The sequence below is a fragment of the Geodermatophilus sp. URMC 64 genome (assembly GCF_053502555.1).
Genome location: NZ_CP199955.1, coordinates 4,519,596 through 4,534,251, shown reverse-complemented (window position 1 = coordinate 4,534,251; position 14,656 = coordinate 4,519,596). Strand labels below are relative to the sequence as shown.

At 71.6% G+C, this 14,656-nt stretch carries 14 protein-coding genes and 1 pseudogene; 9 read left to right on the top strand and 6 right to left on the bottom strand.

Annotation, left to right across the window (positions count from 1 at the left end; all coding sequences use genetic code 11):
• Positions 1 to 237: 237 nt before the first annotated feature.
• A complete protein-coding gene (locus ACWIYF_RS22140; RefSeq protein ID WP_448624981.1) occupies positions 238 to 1,302 on the bottom strand; it encodes a maleylacetate reductase in 1,065 nt (354 codons plus the stop codon).
• Complete coding sequence (locus tag ACWIYF_RS22135; protein WP_448624980.1) at positions 1,299 to 2,237, bottom strand: intradiol ring-cleavage dioxygenase; 939 nt, start codon at positions 2,235 to 2,237, stop codon at positions 1,299 to 1,301. The genes ACWIYF_RS22140 and ACWIYF_RS22135 overlap by 4 nt, the downstream gene beginning before the upstream one ends.
• A 101-nt stretch (positions 2,238 to 2,338) precedes the next feature.
• Here ACWIYF_RS22135 and ACWIYF_RS22130 point away from each other — a divergent pair, with 101 nt between their 5' ends.
• From ACWIYF_RS22130 to ACWIYF_RS22110, 5 genes and pseudogenes are all read left to right on the top strand, one after another.
• A complete protein-coding gene (locus ACWIYF_RS22130) occupies positions 2,339 to 3,016 on the top strand; it encodes a TetR/AcrR family transcriptional regulator (RefSeq protein ID WP_448624979.1) in 678 nt (225 codons plus the stop codon).
• Between the two features lie 123 nt (positions 3,017 to 3,139).
• Positions 3,140 to 4,252 carry an alpha/beta hydrolase family protein gene (locus ACWIYF_RS22125; RefSeq protein ID WP_448624978.1) on the top strand — a complete coding sequence of 371 codons (1,113 nt, stop codon included), beginning with the start codon at positions 3,140 to 3,142 and terminating at the stop codon, positions 4,250 to 4,252.
• A gap of 8 nt (positions 4,253 to 4,260) precedes the next feature.
• Positions 4,261 to 5,871, top strand: a complete 1,611-nt coding sequence (locus tag ACWIYF_RS22120; protein WP_448628785.1) for a bifunctional 3-(3-hydroxy-phenyl)propionate/3-hydroxycinnamic acid hydroxylase — start codon at positions 4,261 to 4,263, stop codon at positions 5,869 to 5,871.
• 450 nt (positions 5,872 to 6,321) lie between these two features.
• A pseudogene (locus ACWIYF_RS22115) lies at positions 6,322 to 6,621 on the top strand (helix-turn-helix domain-containing protein); the annotation flags it as partial.
• A gap of 179 nt (positions 6,622 to 6,800) precedes the next feature.
• Complete coding sequence (locus ACWIYF_RS22110; protein ID WP_448624977.1) at positions 6,801 to 7,085, top strand: helix-turn-helix transcriptional regulator; 285 nt, start codon at positions 6,801 to 6,803, stop codon at positions 7,083 to 7,085.
• Between the two features lie 195 nt (positions 7,086 to 7,280).
• Here ACWIYF_RS22110 and mftD read toward each other — a convergent pair whose 3' ends face one another.
• The 3 genes from mftD to ACWIYF_RS22095 form a co-directional block, all read right to left on the bottom strand.
• Positions 7,281 to 8,504, bottom strand: a complete 1,224-nt coding sequence (gene mftD / locus ACWIYF_RS22105; protein WP_448624976.1) for a pre-mycofactocin synthase MftD — start codon at positions 8,502 to 8,504, stop codon at positions 7,281 to 7,283.
• Between the two features lie 85 nt (positions 8,505 to 8,589).
• Positions 8,590 to 9,423 (bottom strand): mycofactocin-coupled SDR family oxidoreductase, encoded by an 834-nt coding sequence (locus ACWIYF_RS22100; RefSeq protein WP_448624975.1) that lies wholly within the window; start codon positions 9,421 to 9,423, stop codon positions 8,590 to 8,592.
• 955 nt (positions 9,424 to 10,378) lie between these two features.
• Positions 10,379 to 10,849, bottom strand: coding sequence for a MarR family winged helix-turn-helix transcriptional regulator (locus ACWIYF_RS22095; protein WP_448624974.1), 471 nt, complete (start codon positions 10,847 to 10,849; stop codon positions 10,379 to 10,381).
• A 249-nt stretch (positions 10,850 to 11,098) separates the two neighbouring features.
• Between ACWIYF_RS22095 and ACWIYF_RS22090 the strand changes: the two genes are divergently transcribed.
• Genes ACWIYF_RS22090 through ACWIYF_RS22075 form a run of 4 tightly spaced genes read left to right on the top strand, consistent with a single transcriptional unit; the run spans position 11,099 to position 13,599 of the window.
• Complete coding sequence (locus ACWIYF_RS22090; protein ID WP_448624973.1) at positions 11,099 to 11,353, top strand: hypothetical protein; 255 nt, start codon at positions 11,099 to 11,101, stop codon at positions 11,351 to 11,353.
• On the top strand, positions 11,353 to 12,264 hold the full coding sequence (locus ACWIYF_RS22085) for a slipin family protein (RefSeq protein ID WP_448624972.1): 912 nt from the start codon (positions 11,353 to 11,355) through the stop codon (positions 12,262 to 12,264). Before ACWIYF_RS22090 ends, ACWIYF_RS22085 begins: the two co-directional genes overlap by 1 nt.
• Positions 12,261 to 13,202 (top strand): universal stress protein, encoded by a 942-nt coding sequence (locus tag ACWIYF_RS22080; RefSeq protein WP_448624971.1) that lies wholly within the window; start codon positions 12,261 to 12,263, stop codon positions 13,200 to 13,202. Before ACWIYF_RS22085 ends, ACWIYF_RS22080 begins: the two co-directional genes overlap by 4 nt.
• 16 nt (positions 13,203 to 13,218) lie before the next feature.
• Positions 13,219 to 13,599 carry a DUF488 domain-containing protein gene (locus ACWIYF_RS22075; RefSeq protein WP_448624970.1) on the top strand — a complete coding sequence of 127 codons (381 nt, stop codon included), beginning with the start codon at positions 13,219 to 13,221 and terminating at the stop codon, positions 13,597 to 13,599.
• Positions 13,600 to 13,781: 182 nt separating this feature from the next.
• Here ACWIYF_RS22075 and ACWIYF_RS22070 read toward each other — a convergent pair whose 3' ends face one another.
• Entirely contained in the window at positions 13,782 to 14,471 is a 690-nt protein-coding gene (locus tag ACWIYF_RS22070; protein ID WP_448624969.1) for a hemerythrin domain-containing protein, read from the bottom strand.
• Positions 14,472 to 14,656 lie beyond the last annotated feature (185 nt).

The following is a 14,656-nucleotide window of genomic DNA, read 5'->3' as shown; positions in this document are numbered from 1 at the left end:
CCATGAGTGCACGTCAACCGGCATACGGAACGGCAGTGAACCGCCGCGAACGCGATCATGACGGCCTGGCAGTGGGGGTCAGGGTTCGAGTCCCCTCAGCTCCACCGCCGGTCTTGGTCTTGAGCGCTTTCACCGACCTCGTGGTCGCGGCCGTATCCGCCAGCGCCGCACAGAACGCCCCGGACCAGCCGTCGGGCGGCTGAGGTGGCGCCTCCCTCGCCGCGGCTGCTAGCTAGCTCATCGCGGTGGGTCGCCGGTCCATGCACTGCGGAGAAGTGCGGTGATGCCTTCTTGAGTGACCGGGCGGGGATTCGCGTAGGGATTTCCGACCGCTAGCTCGGCGATTCTGGGAATGTCGGCTTCAGCCATGCCGAGCTCGCGCAGCGACCGCGGTGTGCCGAGCCTGCCGGCGAGCTCCCACAGGCCCCTGGCCGGATCGCCGACCACACCCAGGGCGCGAGAGAGCGCGGCGACCGCCTGCGGTGCGGCCGGCGCGTTGTAGGCGAGGGCGTGCGGCAGGACGACGGTGTGCGTCTGCGCGTGCGGAAGGTCGAGCGTGCCGCCGAGGGTGTGGCACAGCTTGTGGTGCAGCGACATGGTGGTCGCGCCGAGAACAGCGCCGCAGAGCCAGGCTCCGTACTGGGCCTCGGCTCGGGCGTCGAGATCGGCGCCGTCGGCGACGACAGCGGGCAGCGCGGCGGCCAGGGCACGGACGCCCTCCTCGGCCATCAGCGAGACGATCGGCGAGGCGTCCGGCGCGTAGAGACCTTCGACCGCGTGGGCGATCGCGTTGATGCCGCTGGCGGCTGACAGGGCCGACGGCAGCGTGAGGGTGAGTTCGGGGTCGTACAGCACGCTGGCCGGCAGCACCCGCGGATCGCGGCCGGTGCGCTTGGTGCCCCCCTCCGTCACGCCCCAGATGGGCGTCATCTCCGACCCGGCGTAGGTGGTCGGGACGGCGATCACCGGCAGCCCGTGCTCAAGCGCGATGGCCTTGCCCAGGCCTACCGCCGAGCCACCGCCGACCGCGACGCAGCCGTCGGCGCCGAGCTCGCGAGCGAGTGCGCGAGCGCGATGCGCGACCTCCACCGGGACGTGCATGCGGGCCTCCGGCAGCACCTCGGCGGCGCGGTCGCCGAGCGCATCGGCGACCAGCTTTCCGGTGTTCTGTTGCTCCGGGGAGCAGAGCACCAGTACCCGGGTCAGCCCGAGGGCGGCGACCTCGTCGGGCACCTGGGCCAGCGAGCCGGCGCCGAAACGCACCCGCATGGGCAGGGCGGTGTAGGTGAAGGCGCGGGTCACAACGGCGGTCCGGGAACGGTGGCCACCTCGGGGTCCGCCGGCGGTGCCTGGTGCTCACGCAGCAGCGTGATGTCGAAGGTCAGGGCACGGAAGGGGTTGGCCAGCCCGACCTCGGCGGCGCGGGCGGGGTCGTCGACCTCGGGCACGTCGCGGACCAGGCTCTCCTTCACCCCGAACACCGCGTCGGAGTCCAGGTAGGGGGAGTCGGCGACGAACACGTGCGTGGTGACCGGTCGGTAGCCCGGAGCGGCGACGATGAAGTGCAGGTGCGCCGGCCGGTTGGGGTGCCGACCGGTCGCGGCCAGCAGTTGACCAACCGGGCCGTCGTCGGGGATGGGGTAATAGCGCGGCACGACCGAGCGGAACCAAAACTGACCCTGGTCGTCGGTGGTGAACAGCCCGCGCAGATTGCCCGCCGGCTGGATGCCGGGTTGCTGGACGTCGTAGAAGCCCTCCTCGTTGGCCTGCCACACGTCCACCGACGCGCCGGCGAGCGGCTCGCCGTCCGGGCCGGTGACCTGCCCCGACACCAGACACGGGGTGCCCTTGCGGTCGAGGTTGATGTCGTCACCGAGCTCGCGCCGCGGCGACTCGACCATGTGGAACGGGCCCAGCACCGTCGACTCGGTCGACGTCCCGCCGGTGCGGTGGTTGATCGTCTCGACCAGCATCGAGACGCCCAGGACGTCGGAAAGCAGGATGAACTCCTGCCGCACGTCGGAGCACATCTGCCCGGTGCGGGTCAGGAAGTCGCGCGCGACGCCCCATTCCGCCTCGGTCAACTCGACGTCCTTGACGAACGCGTGCAGGTGGTGCACCAGCGACGTCAGCACCTGCCGGAGCCGCGGATCCGGCGTGGCCTCGAAACTTGCGGCGACCACGTCCGCCGACCGATCTTCGCTGAACAGCTCCCGCGTTGCCGCGTCAGCTCCCATCGCCGCCCTCCCTGAATCGGTGGCGGTTCCGCGCCGCCTCGATGTGAGGAGAGGTTCACATCAATGGTGACGCGGGTCAACCCCGCCCGTAGGCTGCGGCTGTGAGCAGCGACCCGTCGATCGTGCCGCCGGCGCTGCAGGCACGTAGTCGTGTCACCCAGGACCGGATCTTCGTCGCCGGCACCCGCCTGCTCGAGGAAGGTGGGCCGGAGGCGCTCACGGTGGCGGCCGTGGCCGCGGCCGCCGGGGTGGCGGTGGGCAGCGTCTACCGCCGGTTCGGCGACAAGGAACGACTGCTGGGAGCCATCCAGGCGAGGTTCACCGAGGACTTCCGCGCCGAGTTCCGCCAGCGGGTCTCCGACACCGGGCTGACCGCTGCGACGCCGCCGGCCCAGGTGATCGCCGCCGCGGTGACCGGGGTGGCCGAGACCTTCCGGGCGCACGCGCCTCTGCTGCGGGTGTTCATGCTGCTCGGAACCCAGAATCCGGTCGTCCTGGAGGAGGGGGCCACCGCGAGCATGGAGGGCGCTCGCACCTTCCGGGACACGGTCATGCTGGCCGCCGCTGCACTGCGCCACCATCCCGACGTCGAGGCGGCCATCGACTTCGCCTACCGGCTCACCTATGCCGGCTGCGCGCACCGCGTCATCCACGGTGAGCATTTGGAGTCGAGCCGCCCGTTGTCGTGGGACCAGCTGATCGACCAGCTTTGCGTCGCGGTCACGGCCTACTTGCTCGAGACGGCTGGGTTCGGCGAGACATCGCTGACGGCCCGCTGAGCGGCGAGGGTTGACAGCCCTCGCCAAAGTGTGTGAACTATCGCTCACATTTCTCGTGGGCGCGGCCACAGTGCAGCGCTGCTCCGCCGCCGGCGATCCCCGGCTGCACGAAAGGCGCGTGGCGTGCACGACCTGGCCGACAACGCATCGCTGCTCGATCCCGCCGTGGCAGCGCTGCACCGAGGGATGCCCTACACCAGGCTGGTCGACTGCGGCATGAACGCGGCCGACGCCCGGGCCCTGCTCACCGGCACCGCGGCCGGCCGCGAGTGGGCGCACGTCGCGACCGAGCTGGCCGACGCGCGCCGTGCCGCCGGGGAGCTTGCGTTCGCCGCTGGGCATCGGCTCACCGCGGCGCAGTCCGCCCGCTGGGCCATGGGCGCGGCACTGTTCGCCCAGATGGCCGAGAACGCGGACACCCCGCTCAAGCAGGAGCTCTACCGCAGCTACGTCCGACACGTCGCCCAGGTCGCCCGCTGGAACGAGCCGGCCATCGAGCGGGTGGAGGTGCCCTACCGGCACGGGCGGCTGGTCGGCTGGCTCTGCCTGCCGCCGTCCGGCCGAGCAGACGCGACGGTCGTCGTCTGGGGCGGACTCTCCGGCTGGGGAGCCGCCTATCTCGGCGCCGCCGAGGCGCTCACCGCCCGCGGGCTCGCCTGCCTGCTCGCCGAGGGGCCGGGGCAGGGAGAGCCGAGGCTCGTCGACGGGCTCTACGTCGACGCGCAGGTCGCCGAGGGCTTTGCCCGTTTCCTCGACGCCGTCGAGGCAGACCCTCGGCTCGGCGACAGCATCGGCGTCCAGGGCAACAGCTTCGGCGGCCTGTTCGCCGCCCACCTCGCTGCCCAGGACCGGCGGGTCGGGGCGTGCGTCGTCAACGGCGCCCCGCCCGCTCCTCAGCTGCCGCCGTTCCGCATGGCTCGCGCGCAGTTCGCCGCTGCGCTCGGCACCGACGACGACGAGCAGTTGACCGGCGTTCTCGACACGCTGCGCCTCGATCCCGCCCGCCACCGCATCGACTGCCCCGTCCTCGTCCTGCACGGCGGCGCCGACCCCCTCATTCCCGATGCCGCCGTCCAAGCACCGTTCGCCGAAGCGGCCGGGTCCCGCGGCGAGCTCCGTGAGTGGCCCGACGGCGAGCACACGCTCTACAACCACGCCCCCGAACGCGACTCCGTGGTCGCGGATTGGTTCGCCGACCACCTGACGCCCCAGCGCGCTTCCGAGAAAGAGGTCTGACCGTGGACATGCAGGACATCGAGGCCGACGTCGTCGTCGTGGGCTCGGGCCCCACGGGGCTGACGCTGGCATCGCTACTGGGTGGGCTCGGCCACTCCGTGGTGCTGGTGGAGAAGTGGCCGACGCTGTACGGCAAGCCCCGGTTGACCCACATCGACGGCGAGACGGCCCGCCTGCTGAACCTTTCCTGCGACGTCGACCGGGCCTTGCGTGACTCGTGGGTGACACCGCACTACGAGTGGATCAACGGCAAGGGGCAGGTGCTCCTGGACGTCGCGGCCGGCAACACCAAGAAGATGGTCTGGGACGACCACATCTCGGTGCACCAGCCGCACATCGAGGAGGCGCTGCTCGAGCGGATCGAGTCCACGGGGAACGTGCGGCTGCTGCGGGGGTACCTGGCCACGGCGCTCACCCAGGACGGCGACGGAGTCCAGCTCATCTGTACGGAGTGGCGCCGGAGCCCGGCGGCCGACGCGGAGCCGGATCAGGAGGTCCGTATCCGCGGGAAGTACCTCGTGGGCGCCGACGGGTCCAAGAGCTTCGTGCGGGAGAGCCTGGGCATTCCGCGCAAGGACTTCGGCTTCAACGAGCGCTGGTTGTGCGTCGACACGACCCCTGAGGCGCCGCTGCCCGCGAAGTTCAACGAGAACGCGGTGCAGGTCTGCGACCCCAAACGGGGCTACATGTTCATGCCGATCGGCCGGCAGCGGCAGCGGTTCGAGTTCGCGGTCCTCCCGGAGGAGAAGACCGAGGACATCGAGACGCCGCAGGCCGCCCTGCGACTGCTCGAGGAGTACCACGGCATCAAGGCCGACGACGTCGAACTGATCCGCGTCCTCGTCTATACCTTCGAGTGCCGGCTCGCGGAGAGCTGGAAGCAAGGACGGGTGATCCTGGCCGGCGACGCGGTGCACACCAACCCGCCCTACCTCGGGCAGGGTGCGTGCTCAGGGATGCGCGACGCGTCGAACCTCGCCTGGAAGCTCGACCTGATCCTGCGCGGCGTCGCCGGTGACGACCTCCTCGACACCTACGAGCTCGAACGGACGCCGCACGTGCGCAAGCTCATGCTCGACGCCCGCGCCCTCGGCAAGATCGCCAACACCACTAACCCTGTCCTCGCCACCCTGCGCGACCTGATGTTCCGGCTGAAGCTGGCACCGACACCGAAGTTTCCTGTCCTGACCGACGGAGTGCTCGCGCGAGCGGACAAGGGCAAGCTGCAGTCGCAGGCCGGGACGGTTCCGGGCCAGGGACGGGTCGGCGTCGATGGCACGGTGCAGCGCCTTGACGACCTCACCGGGTTCAGGTTCGTCCTGCTCACGCGCGGCGACGTCCTGTCCGGACTCTCGCCGCGCGCCGGCCAGATCCTCGACGATGTCGGCATCACACCCGTCGTCGTGGGCGCCGATGGTGCCGATGGTGTCGAGGACGTCGACGGTGTCTACGGCCGGATGTTCGACGACATGCAGGCTGATGCAATCCTCGTCCGGCCCGACCTCGTGCTCTACGGGCACTCCCGTGCCGACGCCGTGAGCGACCTCCTCGAAGGACTCGGTCGCGACCTGGGCATCCTCGAGCCGGCCCGGCCCGGCGCTGGCCCTTCAGGCGCGTAGGGCACTCGAGCGACCGTGGCCTGACCCCTACGCTCGGTCACGCACAGCTACAGACGGATCGCGGCTCGAGACGAGCGGGAGTCCTTGGCCCACGGCTGAGGGGCGACGGTCACAGTCGTTGCTGCCGGGTGAGCCCGCCGTCGGTGGTTGCAGTTCTGGTTGCAGTTGGCCGCGTTCGCGGTCATTCGTAGCCGTGCGCGGCCGTTTGATCCGGTGGTCACACGGCTTATGGAACTGTGGCGAACCGCCCTGAACGCGATCAGGACGGCCTGGCAGTGTGGGGGTCAGGGGTTCGAGTCCCCTCCGCTCCACCCTTGTGAGCAGGACTTTCTTCGTCCTGTGCGGTTTCACCCATCTCCGTGGTTGCAGTTAGCCCTGCCTCACTTGTCAGCAGCACGGCGCTCATCCGGTCGGCTGCCTCGCGGGCGAGGGCCGGCATGACGTGGCGCCGTGAGCCTTGGCGGCGATCAGCGTGCGGTTGCGCGCGTACCGCTGGCCCTCCCTGGGGCGGTGCTGGGGCTGGCCGAACCCGAGATCGAGCGCCCGCTCGCCACCGCTCCGCCTGCCCGCCTGGACAGCGAGCCGCTGCCCTCGCTGGCCACCGTCCGCCGCTGGCGCGGTGTGACTCAGCGCGCGCTCGCGACGGCGGTCGGCGTCGCGGCCACGACGCTGTCCATGTGGGAGACCGCGGGCATCGCCGTCCCGCCCGCGCGCGCCGCCCGGCTCGCGAAACTGCTGGGCACCGACGTGGCCGCGCTGGCGGCGCCGTGCGTCCCGGTGCGGGTGCCCGATCCGCGGCCCCTCCGGCGGATGCGCCGGGAGGCGCGGATGTCGCAGCGCGAGGCGGCCGCGCACCTGGGGATCGCGATCGGGTCCCTCGCCCGCTACGGGCGGCGGAGCGGCGGCCATCCGTGGCGGTGGGGCGCCGCATGGCCGCGGTGTACCGGTTCCCGGCCCCCCTCGTGCTCGCCGCGGCCGGCATCGAGCTGCTGCCGCTGCCTGCCGGCGCTCGCTGGGACTCCGGGGACGTCCCGGCCGGGTTGCGCGCCGCGCGGGTGGCGGCCGGCCTGACCAAGGTGGCGCTGGGCCGCGCGGTGGGCCGGTCGGGCCAGACCGTGCACGGCTGGGAGACCGGGCGGACGTGTCCGGACGCCGGCACCTGCCGCCGCCTGGAGGCGGTCCTGGGCCTGCAGGCCGGCAAGCTGCCGTCCTGACGGGAGCGCGCGGTCAGCTCTCGCCGGTGAGTGGACGGTCGTCGTCGGGGAAGAACGCGGGGGCGCATGGTCACGGTGGCCACGAGGGTCAACGGCGCGATCGCCGAGGAGTACATCTGGGCCTGGACAGGGCGGGGGCGAGGACCCGCCCTGTCCGCGTCCCGTCATGATCCGCGCTTCCCCGCCGAGCGCGGGTCAGGCCGAGCGCGCAACCGGCCGGATGCCGAGGGGGGCGTCTGGGCCGCCGACGCCGAGGCGCCGTTCGAAGCCGGGCGGCAGCACGAGGTCGTCGCGGCGCAGCTGGTCGATCGAGCTCTTGCCGAGGCCGACCATCGCCGCGCCCAGGCCGTCGCGCAGCAGGTCGAGGACGTTCTCCACGCCGGCCTGGCCGTTGGCGGCCAGCCCCCACAGGTAGGCCCGCCCGATCATGACCGCCTTCGCGCCGAGGGCGAGGGCCTTGGCGACGTCGGCGCCGCGGCGGATCCCGCCGTCCAGGAGCACCTCGATCTGGTCCCCGACCGCCTCGGCGATCGCGGGCAGCGCCCGGATGGAGGCGGGGGTGCCGTCGAGGTTGTTGCCGCCGTGGTTGGAGACCGAGATGGCGGTGACGCCGGCGTCGATCGCGCGGCGGGCGTCGTCCACCCGCATGACGCCCTTGAGCATGAACGGCCCGTCCCACTGCGAGCGCAGCCAGGCGACGTCCTCCCAGGTCGGCATCGGGGAGGACATCCACATGCCGTAGGCGCCGAAGAAGGTCGGCGCCGGGTCCCCGGGGGTGGCGACCATGTTCGGAACGGTGAGGTCGGGCAGCTTCTTGGTCTTGGCGAAGTCGAGCAGCCAGCGCGGCTTGAGCGCCACCTGCGGGGCGTAGCGGCGGACCGCCTCGAAGTTGACCTTCTCCGGGATGAACGGGCTGCCCCAGTCGCGGCCGTAGGAGAACGACCAGTCCAGGGTGGCGATCAGCCCGGCGGCGCCGGCCCGGCGGGCGCGGTCGACCCGGGCGGCCATGTCCTCGCGGGAGCCGACCCAGTAGAGCTGGAAGAAGGTCTTCGGGTTGGCCTCGATGACCTCCTCCATCGGCTTGCTGGCCATCGACGACAGGCCCATCGCGGTGCCGCGGGCGGCGGCGGCGCGGGCGACGGCGACCTCGCCGTCGGGGTGCACCGCCTGCACGCCGGTGGGGCTGATCATCACCGGGAGCGAGAGGTCCTGGCCCATGACCCGGGTGGCCATCTGCTTGGCGTTGGCCAGGCCGGCGGTGTGCGGGGCGAAGCCGACCTCGTCGAAGGCGGCGGTGTTGTCGGCCGCCGTCAGGCCCTTCTCCGCGCCGGCGACCAGGGCTCCGTAGACACCCTTGGGCAGCCGGCGCTTGGCCCGCCGCTGTGCCTCGGCCACCGTCTCGAACCAGGGATTGCCCATCGTCGTCGTCCTCCTCGTGTTGTCGTCAAAGGTGTTGCGTGCACCGGCGGGTGGGACGAGCCGTGCCCGTCCCACCCGCCCGCGCTCACTGGATGGCCGCGCCGGCGTCGATCGACAGTTGCGTGCCGGAGACGTACCGGGCCTCGTCGGAGGTCAGGAACAGGACGGCGTGGGCCACGTGCAGGGGGTCGATGAAGCCGATGCCGAAGGGGTTCAGGCCGGCGAACGCCGGCTCAGCGTCCTCCAGCGTCGGGTTCTCCAGATCGGGGCGGAACAGCTTGTACGTCGTCGCGTTCTTCACCATGGGGGTGTCGACAGCGTTCGGGTGGACGGTGTTCACCCGGATGCCGTGCCGGCCCAGCTCGTTGGCCAGGACCTTCATCAGACCCACGACGCCGTGCTTGGTGACCGTGTAGGCCGCGACGTTGGCCAGGCCCTTGAAGCCGGCGAGCGAGCTGATGATGGTGACCGAACTACCGGCGCCGGCCTCGAGCAGGTGCGGTGTCGCCGCCTTGACGGTGTGCCAGACCCCGGTCAGGTTGACGTCCATCAGGTCCTGCCACGCCTGCTCGGACACCTTGTGGGTCTCCGTGCCGAACGTGAAGATCCCGGCATTCGCGATCACCGCGTCGAGTCGACCGAGTTCCGCGACGCCGTCGTCGATCGCAGCGGTCAGGCCCTCGATGTCGCGGACGTCGGCCTGCTTGGCGACGATCCGCCGGTCCAGCTTCTCCACCTGCCGCACCGTCTCGGCCAGGTCCTGGGGCGTCGCCGCCTCGTAGAACTCAGGGGTCACGCTGGCGATTGGGGCGGCGATGTCCACCGCGATGATGTCCGCCCCCTCCTCGGCGAGCCTGATCGCGTGGGCCCGGCCCTGGCCGCGGGCGGCCCCGGTGATGAGAACGACCTTCCCCTGCACTCGTCCTGCCACGATGTTGCCTCTCTTCCGGGTGTCCGTCGTGCACCGCTCGGTCGAGATCGCACTCCCTCGCTGTCCCAGCGGGCAGCAGATCTCGCGGCTCCGCCCATCGCGGAGCCGATGCGGAGGGTGGCGGCCCGGAACGCTGTGCGTCCGGCCGCCATCGGTTCCCGGCGGCGGGTTCCGCTCCTCCGAAGAACCTGACCTCACGGTGCCTTGCCGACGGCAGGACTGACAGCGGGCCGACCGGCCAACCTGAGTGCCGCTCCCTTGCCGGGCAGCGGCAAGGTGAGCACGGGCAGTGGTGACCCAGCGCCGGAGCCGCAGGTCGCTCGCTCGTTCCCCCGCACGGTGTCCAGTCCCCGTCGCCCCGCAACGGGTGTCGCCGATTGCGAGAACAGGCACGTCAGGCGGTCGTAGCGGCCGTCAGCGGACGTCCGAGAACGCGATCATGACGGCCTGGCAGGGTGGGGGTCAGGGGTTCGAGTCCCCTCAGCTCCACCCCTCCGACCAGTCCTTTCTCCCGTCGGGAGTGCGGCCTGAGTCGTTTCTGATCCCACCGTGGTGGCCACTGGAGTCGATCGGTGCCGGCTCAATCCCGCAGCGCGCCCCATCCGGTCCGCCGCGTCCCGGCCGAGGGCCGGCCGGGGGCGTGGTGGGCGAGTCCCGCCGCCTTCGTGGGTGCAGATGACGCTGTGTCTCGTCGTCCCGCCGACTCGGCACAGCCTGCAGGCGGCGACCGACGCTGCGGTCCTCCTGGCGGTCGCGAAGATGGCCTGGGGCGCACGATGCACCGCCCATCGACACACCCGGCCGGGACGCCGCGCTCAGCCCACCTGGCGGCGCCCTGAGGCCGGATCCGACGGAGGAGCGTCGCCGCCGCGGTCGCGCGCGGTCTGATCGCCGGGTTGGGCCCCCCGAGGCCGAGCCAACGGTCCTTCTGGACGGGTGTCGGTCACTCCGCCGCCCACTCGGGCAGCGCGAGGATCCTGTTCATCCGGCGGAGTTCGTCACGGTGCAGGGCGCTGAGCCGCCCCAGGAGCCGTTCGCCTTCGTCGGTCAACGAAACTCGAACGGCGCGTGCGTCGTCCGGGTCTGCCGTCCGCGTCACGTAGCCCTCGCCCTGTGCCCGGCTGACCAGTTCGACGACGCTGTGATGCCTCAGTTGCAAGCGGTCGGCCAGCTCCCGCACGACTGCCCAGTCCCGATCCGGGAAGCCCTTGAGTGCCAGCATGAGCTGGTATTGCTGAGGCGTCACCCCGTGGCGGCGGACCGTCTCCTCGCTGAAGCGCAGATAGCGCCGGATGCCGAAGCGAAAGCGTGCCAGGGCCTCGAAGTCCTGCTTGGTGAGCGGTTCTCCAGCTTCCGAGCGCTCCACTGTCACGAAGGGATTCTCCTCCCTGAGCGCGGACTCGGCCTCTGCCACGGCCAAGAATATCGTGTTACGATACTTCCTGCGATGCGACACCCGTCCGACATCGGACAGGCCGCCTTGAGGAGGTTGGTCATGCTCAGCGATCGGGAACAGCGTGTCCTGGACGAACTCGAGCGCAACTACCACGCCGAGGCCGCGCAGCCTCCTCGACCAGCGCCGCGACCAGGGCCTCGACCAGGGCGCGGCCGCTGGCGCCGTCCATCCCGGGGCCGTCACCCATCACGTGCCTCGGCGACCATCGTGGTCGCAGTCTCGATCACGCTCGCGCTCACGCTGCTGAGCGCCGGTGCGGCAGCCGGCGTGCTGGCGATCGCCGCAGCTGCCGGGCTCGGTTGGCTGCTCTGGCGCTTCGGGCCGGCGCTGAGGACGGCGGACCGTGGCATCGGCCCCCGCGGAGTCGGCACCGCCCCTTGGCGGGACCGGTCGCAACACCGGCGCAGGAAGAAGCAACAGGGGCGGCCTCGTCCGTCCGGGCGGATCGCCGAGGCCGAGTGATGGTGATCTACGTGCTGGGCGCCGTCCTCGTCGTGCTCCTCGTCCTGCTCGGGTCGAGCGTGCGGGTCATCACCCAATTCGAGCGCGGGGTGGTGCTGCGTTTCGGCAGGCTGCACGGAGATGTCCGGAATCCGGGCCTGACCCTGATCGCGCCGGGGGCGGACCGGCTGCACAAGGTCACGATGCAGATCGTCACGCTGCCGATCCCGGCCCAGGACGGCATCACCCGCGACAACGTCACGGTCAAGGTCGACGCGGTCCTCTACTACCAGGTCTACGACCCGGTGCGGGTCGTCGTCGATGTGCAGAACTACCAGGCCGCGATCGGGCAGGTGGCGCAGGCGTCGCTGCGGTCGATCATCGGCAAGAGCGATCTGGACGACCTTCTCTCGAACCGGGAGCGGCTCAACCAGGGGCTGGAGCTGATGCTCGACAGCCCGGCGGTCGATTGGGGTGTGCACATCGACCGGGTGGAGATCAAGGACGTCACCCTGCCGGAGTCGATGAAGCGGTCCATGTCGCGGCAGGCCGAGGCCGAGCGGGAACGCCGGTCGCGGGTGATCACCGCCGAGGGCGAGCTGCAGGCGTCGGAGAAACTCGCCCAGGCCGCCGAGGTGATGGCCGCCCACCCGGCGGCGCTGCAACTGCGGCTGCTGCAGACCGTGGTCGAGGTGGCGGCGGAGAAGAACTCCACCGTGGTGCTGCCGTTCCCGGTGGAGCTGCTCCGCTTCCTGGAGCGGTCGACCCCCGCAGAGCTCGGGACAGGGAGGGCGAGCGAACCCCCGGCGACCGCGATGGCACCGCCGCCCGCTCCGCCGAAACCCGACGCGGAACCGGTGGCCGTCCCGACGGACGGCCACGTGATCGGCGTGGTGCCTGTCGCGCCGCAACCGGCTAGGGGCGGGAGATGACCGCAGACGGGTGCCGGGGCGCAGTCGTGGTGGGGGCCCATCGCGCCTCCTCCGACGAGGCCGTCGACTGGGCCGCCGCCGAGGCGGCCACGCGACACGCGCCACTCGTCCTCGTGCATGCCTTCCGCCCACCCCTCGCCCTCGACCCGTACGTGATGGTCCCGGTAGCCGATGCTGTGTCGACTACGCCGGCGGACGCCGCCTACCTGCTCCGCGCCGCCGTGCGGCGGGCCAGGTCGGTGGCACCGGACCTCGACCTCTCGGCCCTCCTGCTCCCCGGCGGTCCTTCCCGTGTCCTCACGGAACTGAGCCGGCACGCCGCACTGCTCGTCCTCGGCGGCCGCATCTCGACCGGCAGGCACAGCGCCCTTTCCGGATCCGCTTCCGAGCAGGTGGCTGGCCGCGCTCGCTGTCCCGTCGTCGTCGTCCGTTCTCGGCCGGGCGTGCGCTCGGGAGCGACGAGGCCGCGCGTCGTCGTCGGGATCGGCCCCTCGCCTGGCGGCGCTCCCGCCATCGGCTTCGCGTTTCGGGCGGCCGCACAGCGCGGGATCCCGCTCATGGCGGTGCATGCGTGGCGACCTGACCTTCCCGCCGACATGGAGGCGGCGTGTGAACACCCCGAAGCCACCGAGGGCCGCGCGCGGGCCGGCGTAGACCGCGTCCTCGATTACTGGCGCCACCGGTTCGCCGACGTCCATGTGGAACGGAAAGTGCTGCCCGGGGATCCGGCTACTTCGCTGATCGCCGAGTCGAGAGGGGCGGCGCTCGTCGTGGTCGGTTCCCGCGGGTGCGGTTCGCTGCGGACCCGGTTGTTCGGCTCGGTCAGCAGAACAGTCGTCCGGCGGGCGCACAGTCCCGTGGTCGTCGTCCGCTCCGAGGCGGTGTGGCCAGCCGGGCCAGGGGCTGGCGCCCGCCGTCCCATGACCGACGCCGCCTGAACCGGGATATCGAGGGATGGAGCGGCTCATGGGCGAGGTCGCGCTGGTCCGCGTCAACGACCGCGAGCGGGACGTGCGCGGGCGCCGGTTCCTGGTCGAACGGCTCTGGCCTCGCGGCATCCGCCGGGACCACCTCCGGCTGGACAGCTGGCTGCCCGCTGTCGGGCCCAGCCACGAGCTCCGCAAGTGGTTCGCCCACGACCCGGACCGCTGGCGGAATTCCTTACCCGCGGGCCCGGCAGGAGAACGGGCGGCCGCCGGCTCAGGACGCAGAGGGCTGACGGGCAGTGGCGGAGCCGGATGGCGCCATCCCCGGCATCGTCCCCCGCGCGTTCGGGGGAGCAGCCGATGCCGTCGCGCACGCGGACCGGGTCACCGACGGACTGTTCTTCGGTGACGCGCTGGCCCGGGTCGGGGTCGCGTGGCCAGGTAGCGCCCCAGGCGCGGCCGAGCTGCATGGCCTGCGCGGCAGGGGCCGCCGTTGGCCGGGGTTGTGGGCCGGCGAGACCGGCGATGCGGAGGCCCGGTCGGCTGCCAGTCGTCGTCCCACATGCGCAGCCGGAGCCGTGTCAGAAGGCGTCACTCGAGGCGGGTGATCCGTCTCCTCCACTCCTGCGGACCTCCGGTGATGCCTGTCTCGCTGAATCCAGCGGACCTACGGCGAGCCAGCGTCGTACGCACCGCCGCCGCATCTCTGCTGCATCGGATCTCGACGCTGTCGCCGACCCTCAGCCGGGCCAGTCGTCGGGTGACCGCTTCGGCGACAGAACAGGCCGGTAGCGCGTCCAGGTCCAGGACGGGGGTCTCGAGCAGCCAGTACCACGTGCGTGACCACGCCGGACGGCGCCGAGCCCCGACCCCGTCGAGGGTGACGGGCGCCAGTGCACGCTCCTCGCGCACCGCGTGGGCACTCAGCATCCGCCGGAGGGATCGCATGACCCGCAGGAGTTGATCGGCGTCCGGGGTCGGGGCGGCGTCCGCGGCCAGTCGCGTGAGTTCTTCCACCGATCGCCGCAGAGCCGCGTGATCGGCGAGCAGCGGACGGATCTGCTCGGCCGAGCACCCTCCGGCTGCGGGGAAGAGCAATCGCTCCTCATGGACCGTCTGATCCAGCAGTTCGTCGTGGAGGTAGTCGATCAATCGCTGGAGCTGGTCCGCCGGCCACCGGTGTCCGGCCACGGCTTGCAGGATCTTCTCGGTGCGGGTGGTGACCTGCTCGATGAGGACGGCGTGCTCATCGACGAGCAGTTCGGCAGTGGTCGGATCCACGGTCGCTGACCTCCGAGGGGTTCTGTTGCGCGGTGCTACGTCTCCGCATGCCACGCGGGCAGGGTCAGCGCCGTTTCTCTGCGATGCCGCGCGTCGCGGTGGAGCGCGGCAAGCTCGCGGAGGAGCTGGTCGCCCTTCGCGGCGAGCACAACGGGCACGGAGCGCCCGTCCTCAGCAGCAGCTGG

What these genes read in the sequence shown, in the direction of transcription:
- ACWIYF_RS22080 (WP_448624971.1), top strand. Translation starts at nt 12,261, where the DNA reads ATGACCGCAGACGGGTGCCGGGGCGCAGTCGTGGTGGGGGCCCATCGC.
- ACWIYF_RS22120 (WP_448628785.1), top strand. Translation starts at nt 4,261, where the DNA reads ATGCAGGACATCGAGGCCGACGTCGTCGTCGTGGGCTCGGGCCCCACG.
- ACWIYF_RS22085 (WP_448624972.1), top strand. Translation starts at nt 11,353, where the DNA reads ATGGTGATCTACGTGCTGGGCGCCGTCCTCGTCGTGCTCCTCGTCCTG.
- mftD (WP_448624976.1), bottom strand. Translation starts at nt 8,504, where the DNA reads ATGGGCAATCCCTGGTTCGAGACGGTGGCCGAGGCACAGCGGCGGGCC.
- ACWIYF_RS22135 (WP_448624980.1), bottom strand. Translation starts at nt 2,237, where the DNA reads ATGGGAGCTGACGCGGCAACGCGGGAGCTGTTCAGCGAAGATCGGTCG.
- ACWIYF_RS22110 (WP_448624977.1), top strand. Translation starts at nt 6,801, where the DNA reads ATGGCCGCGGTGTACCGGTTCCCGGCCCCCCTCGTGCTCGCCGCGGCC.
- ACWIYF_RS22075 (WP_448624970.1), top strand. Translation starts at nt 13,219, where the DNA reads ATGGAGCGGCTCATGGGCGAGGTCGCGCTGGTCCGCGTCAACGACCGC.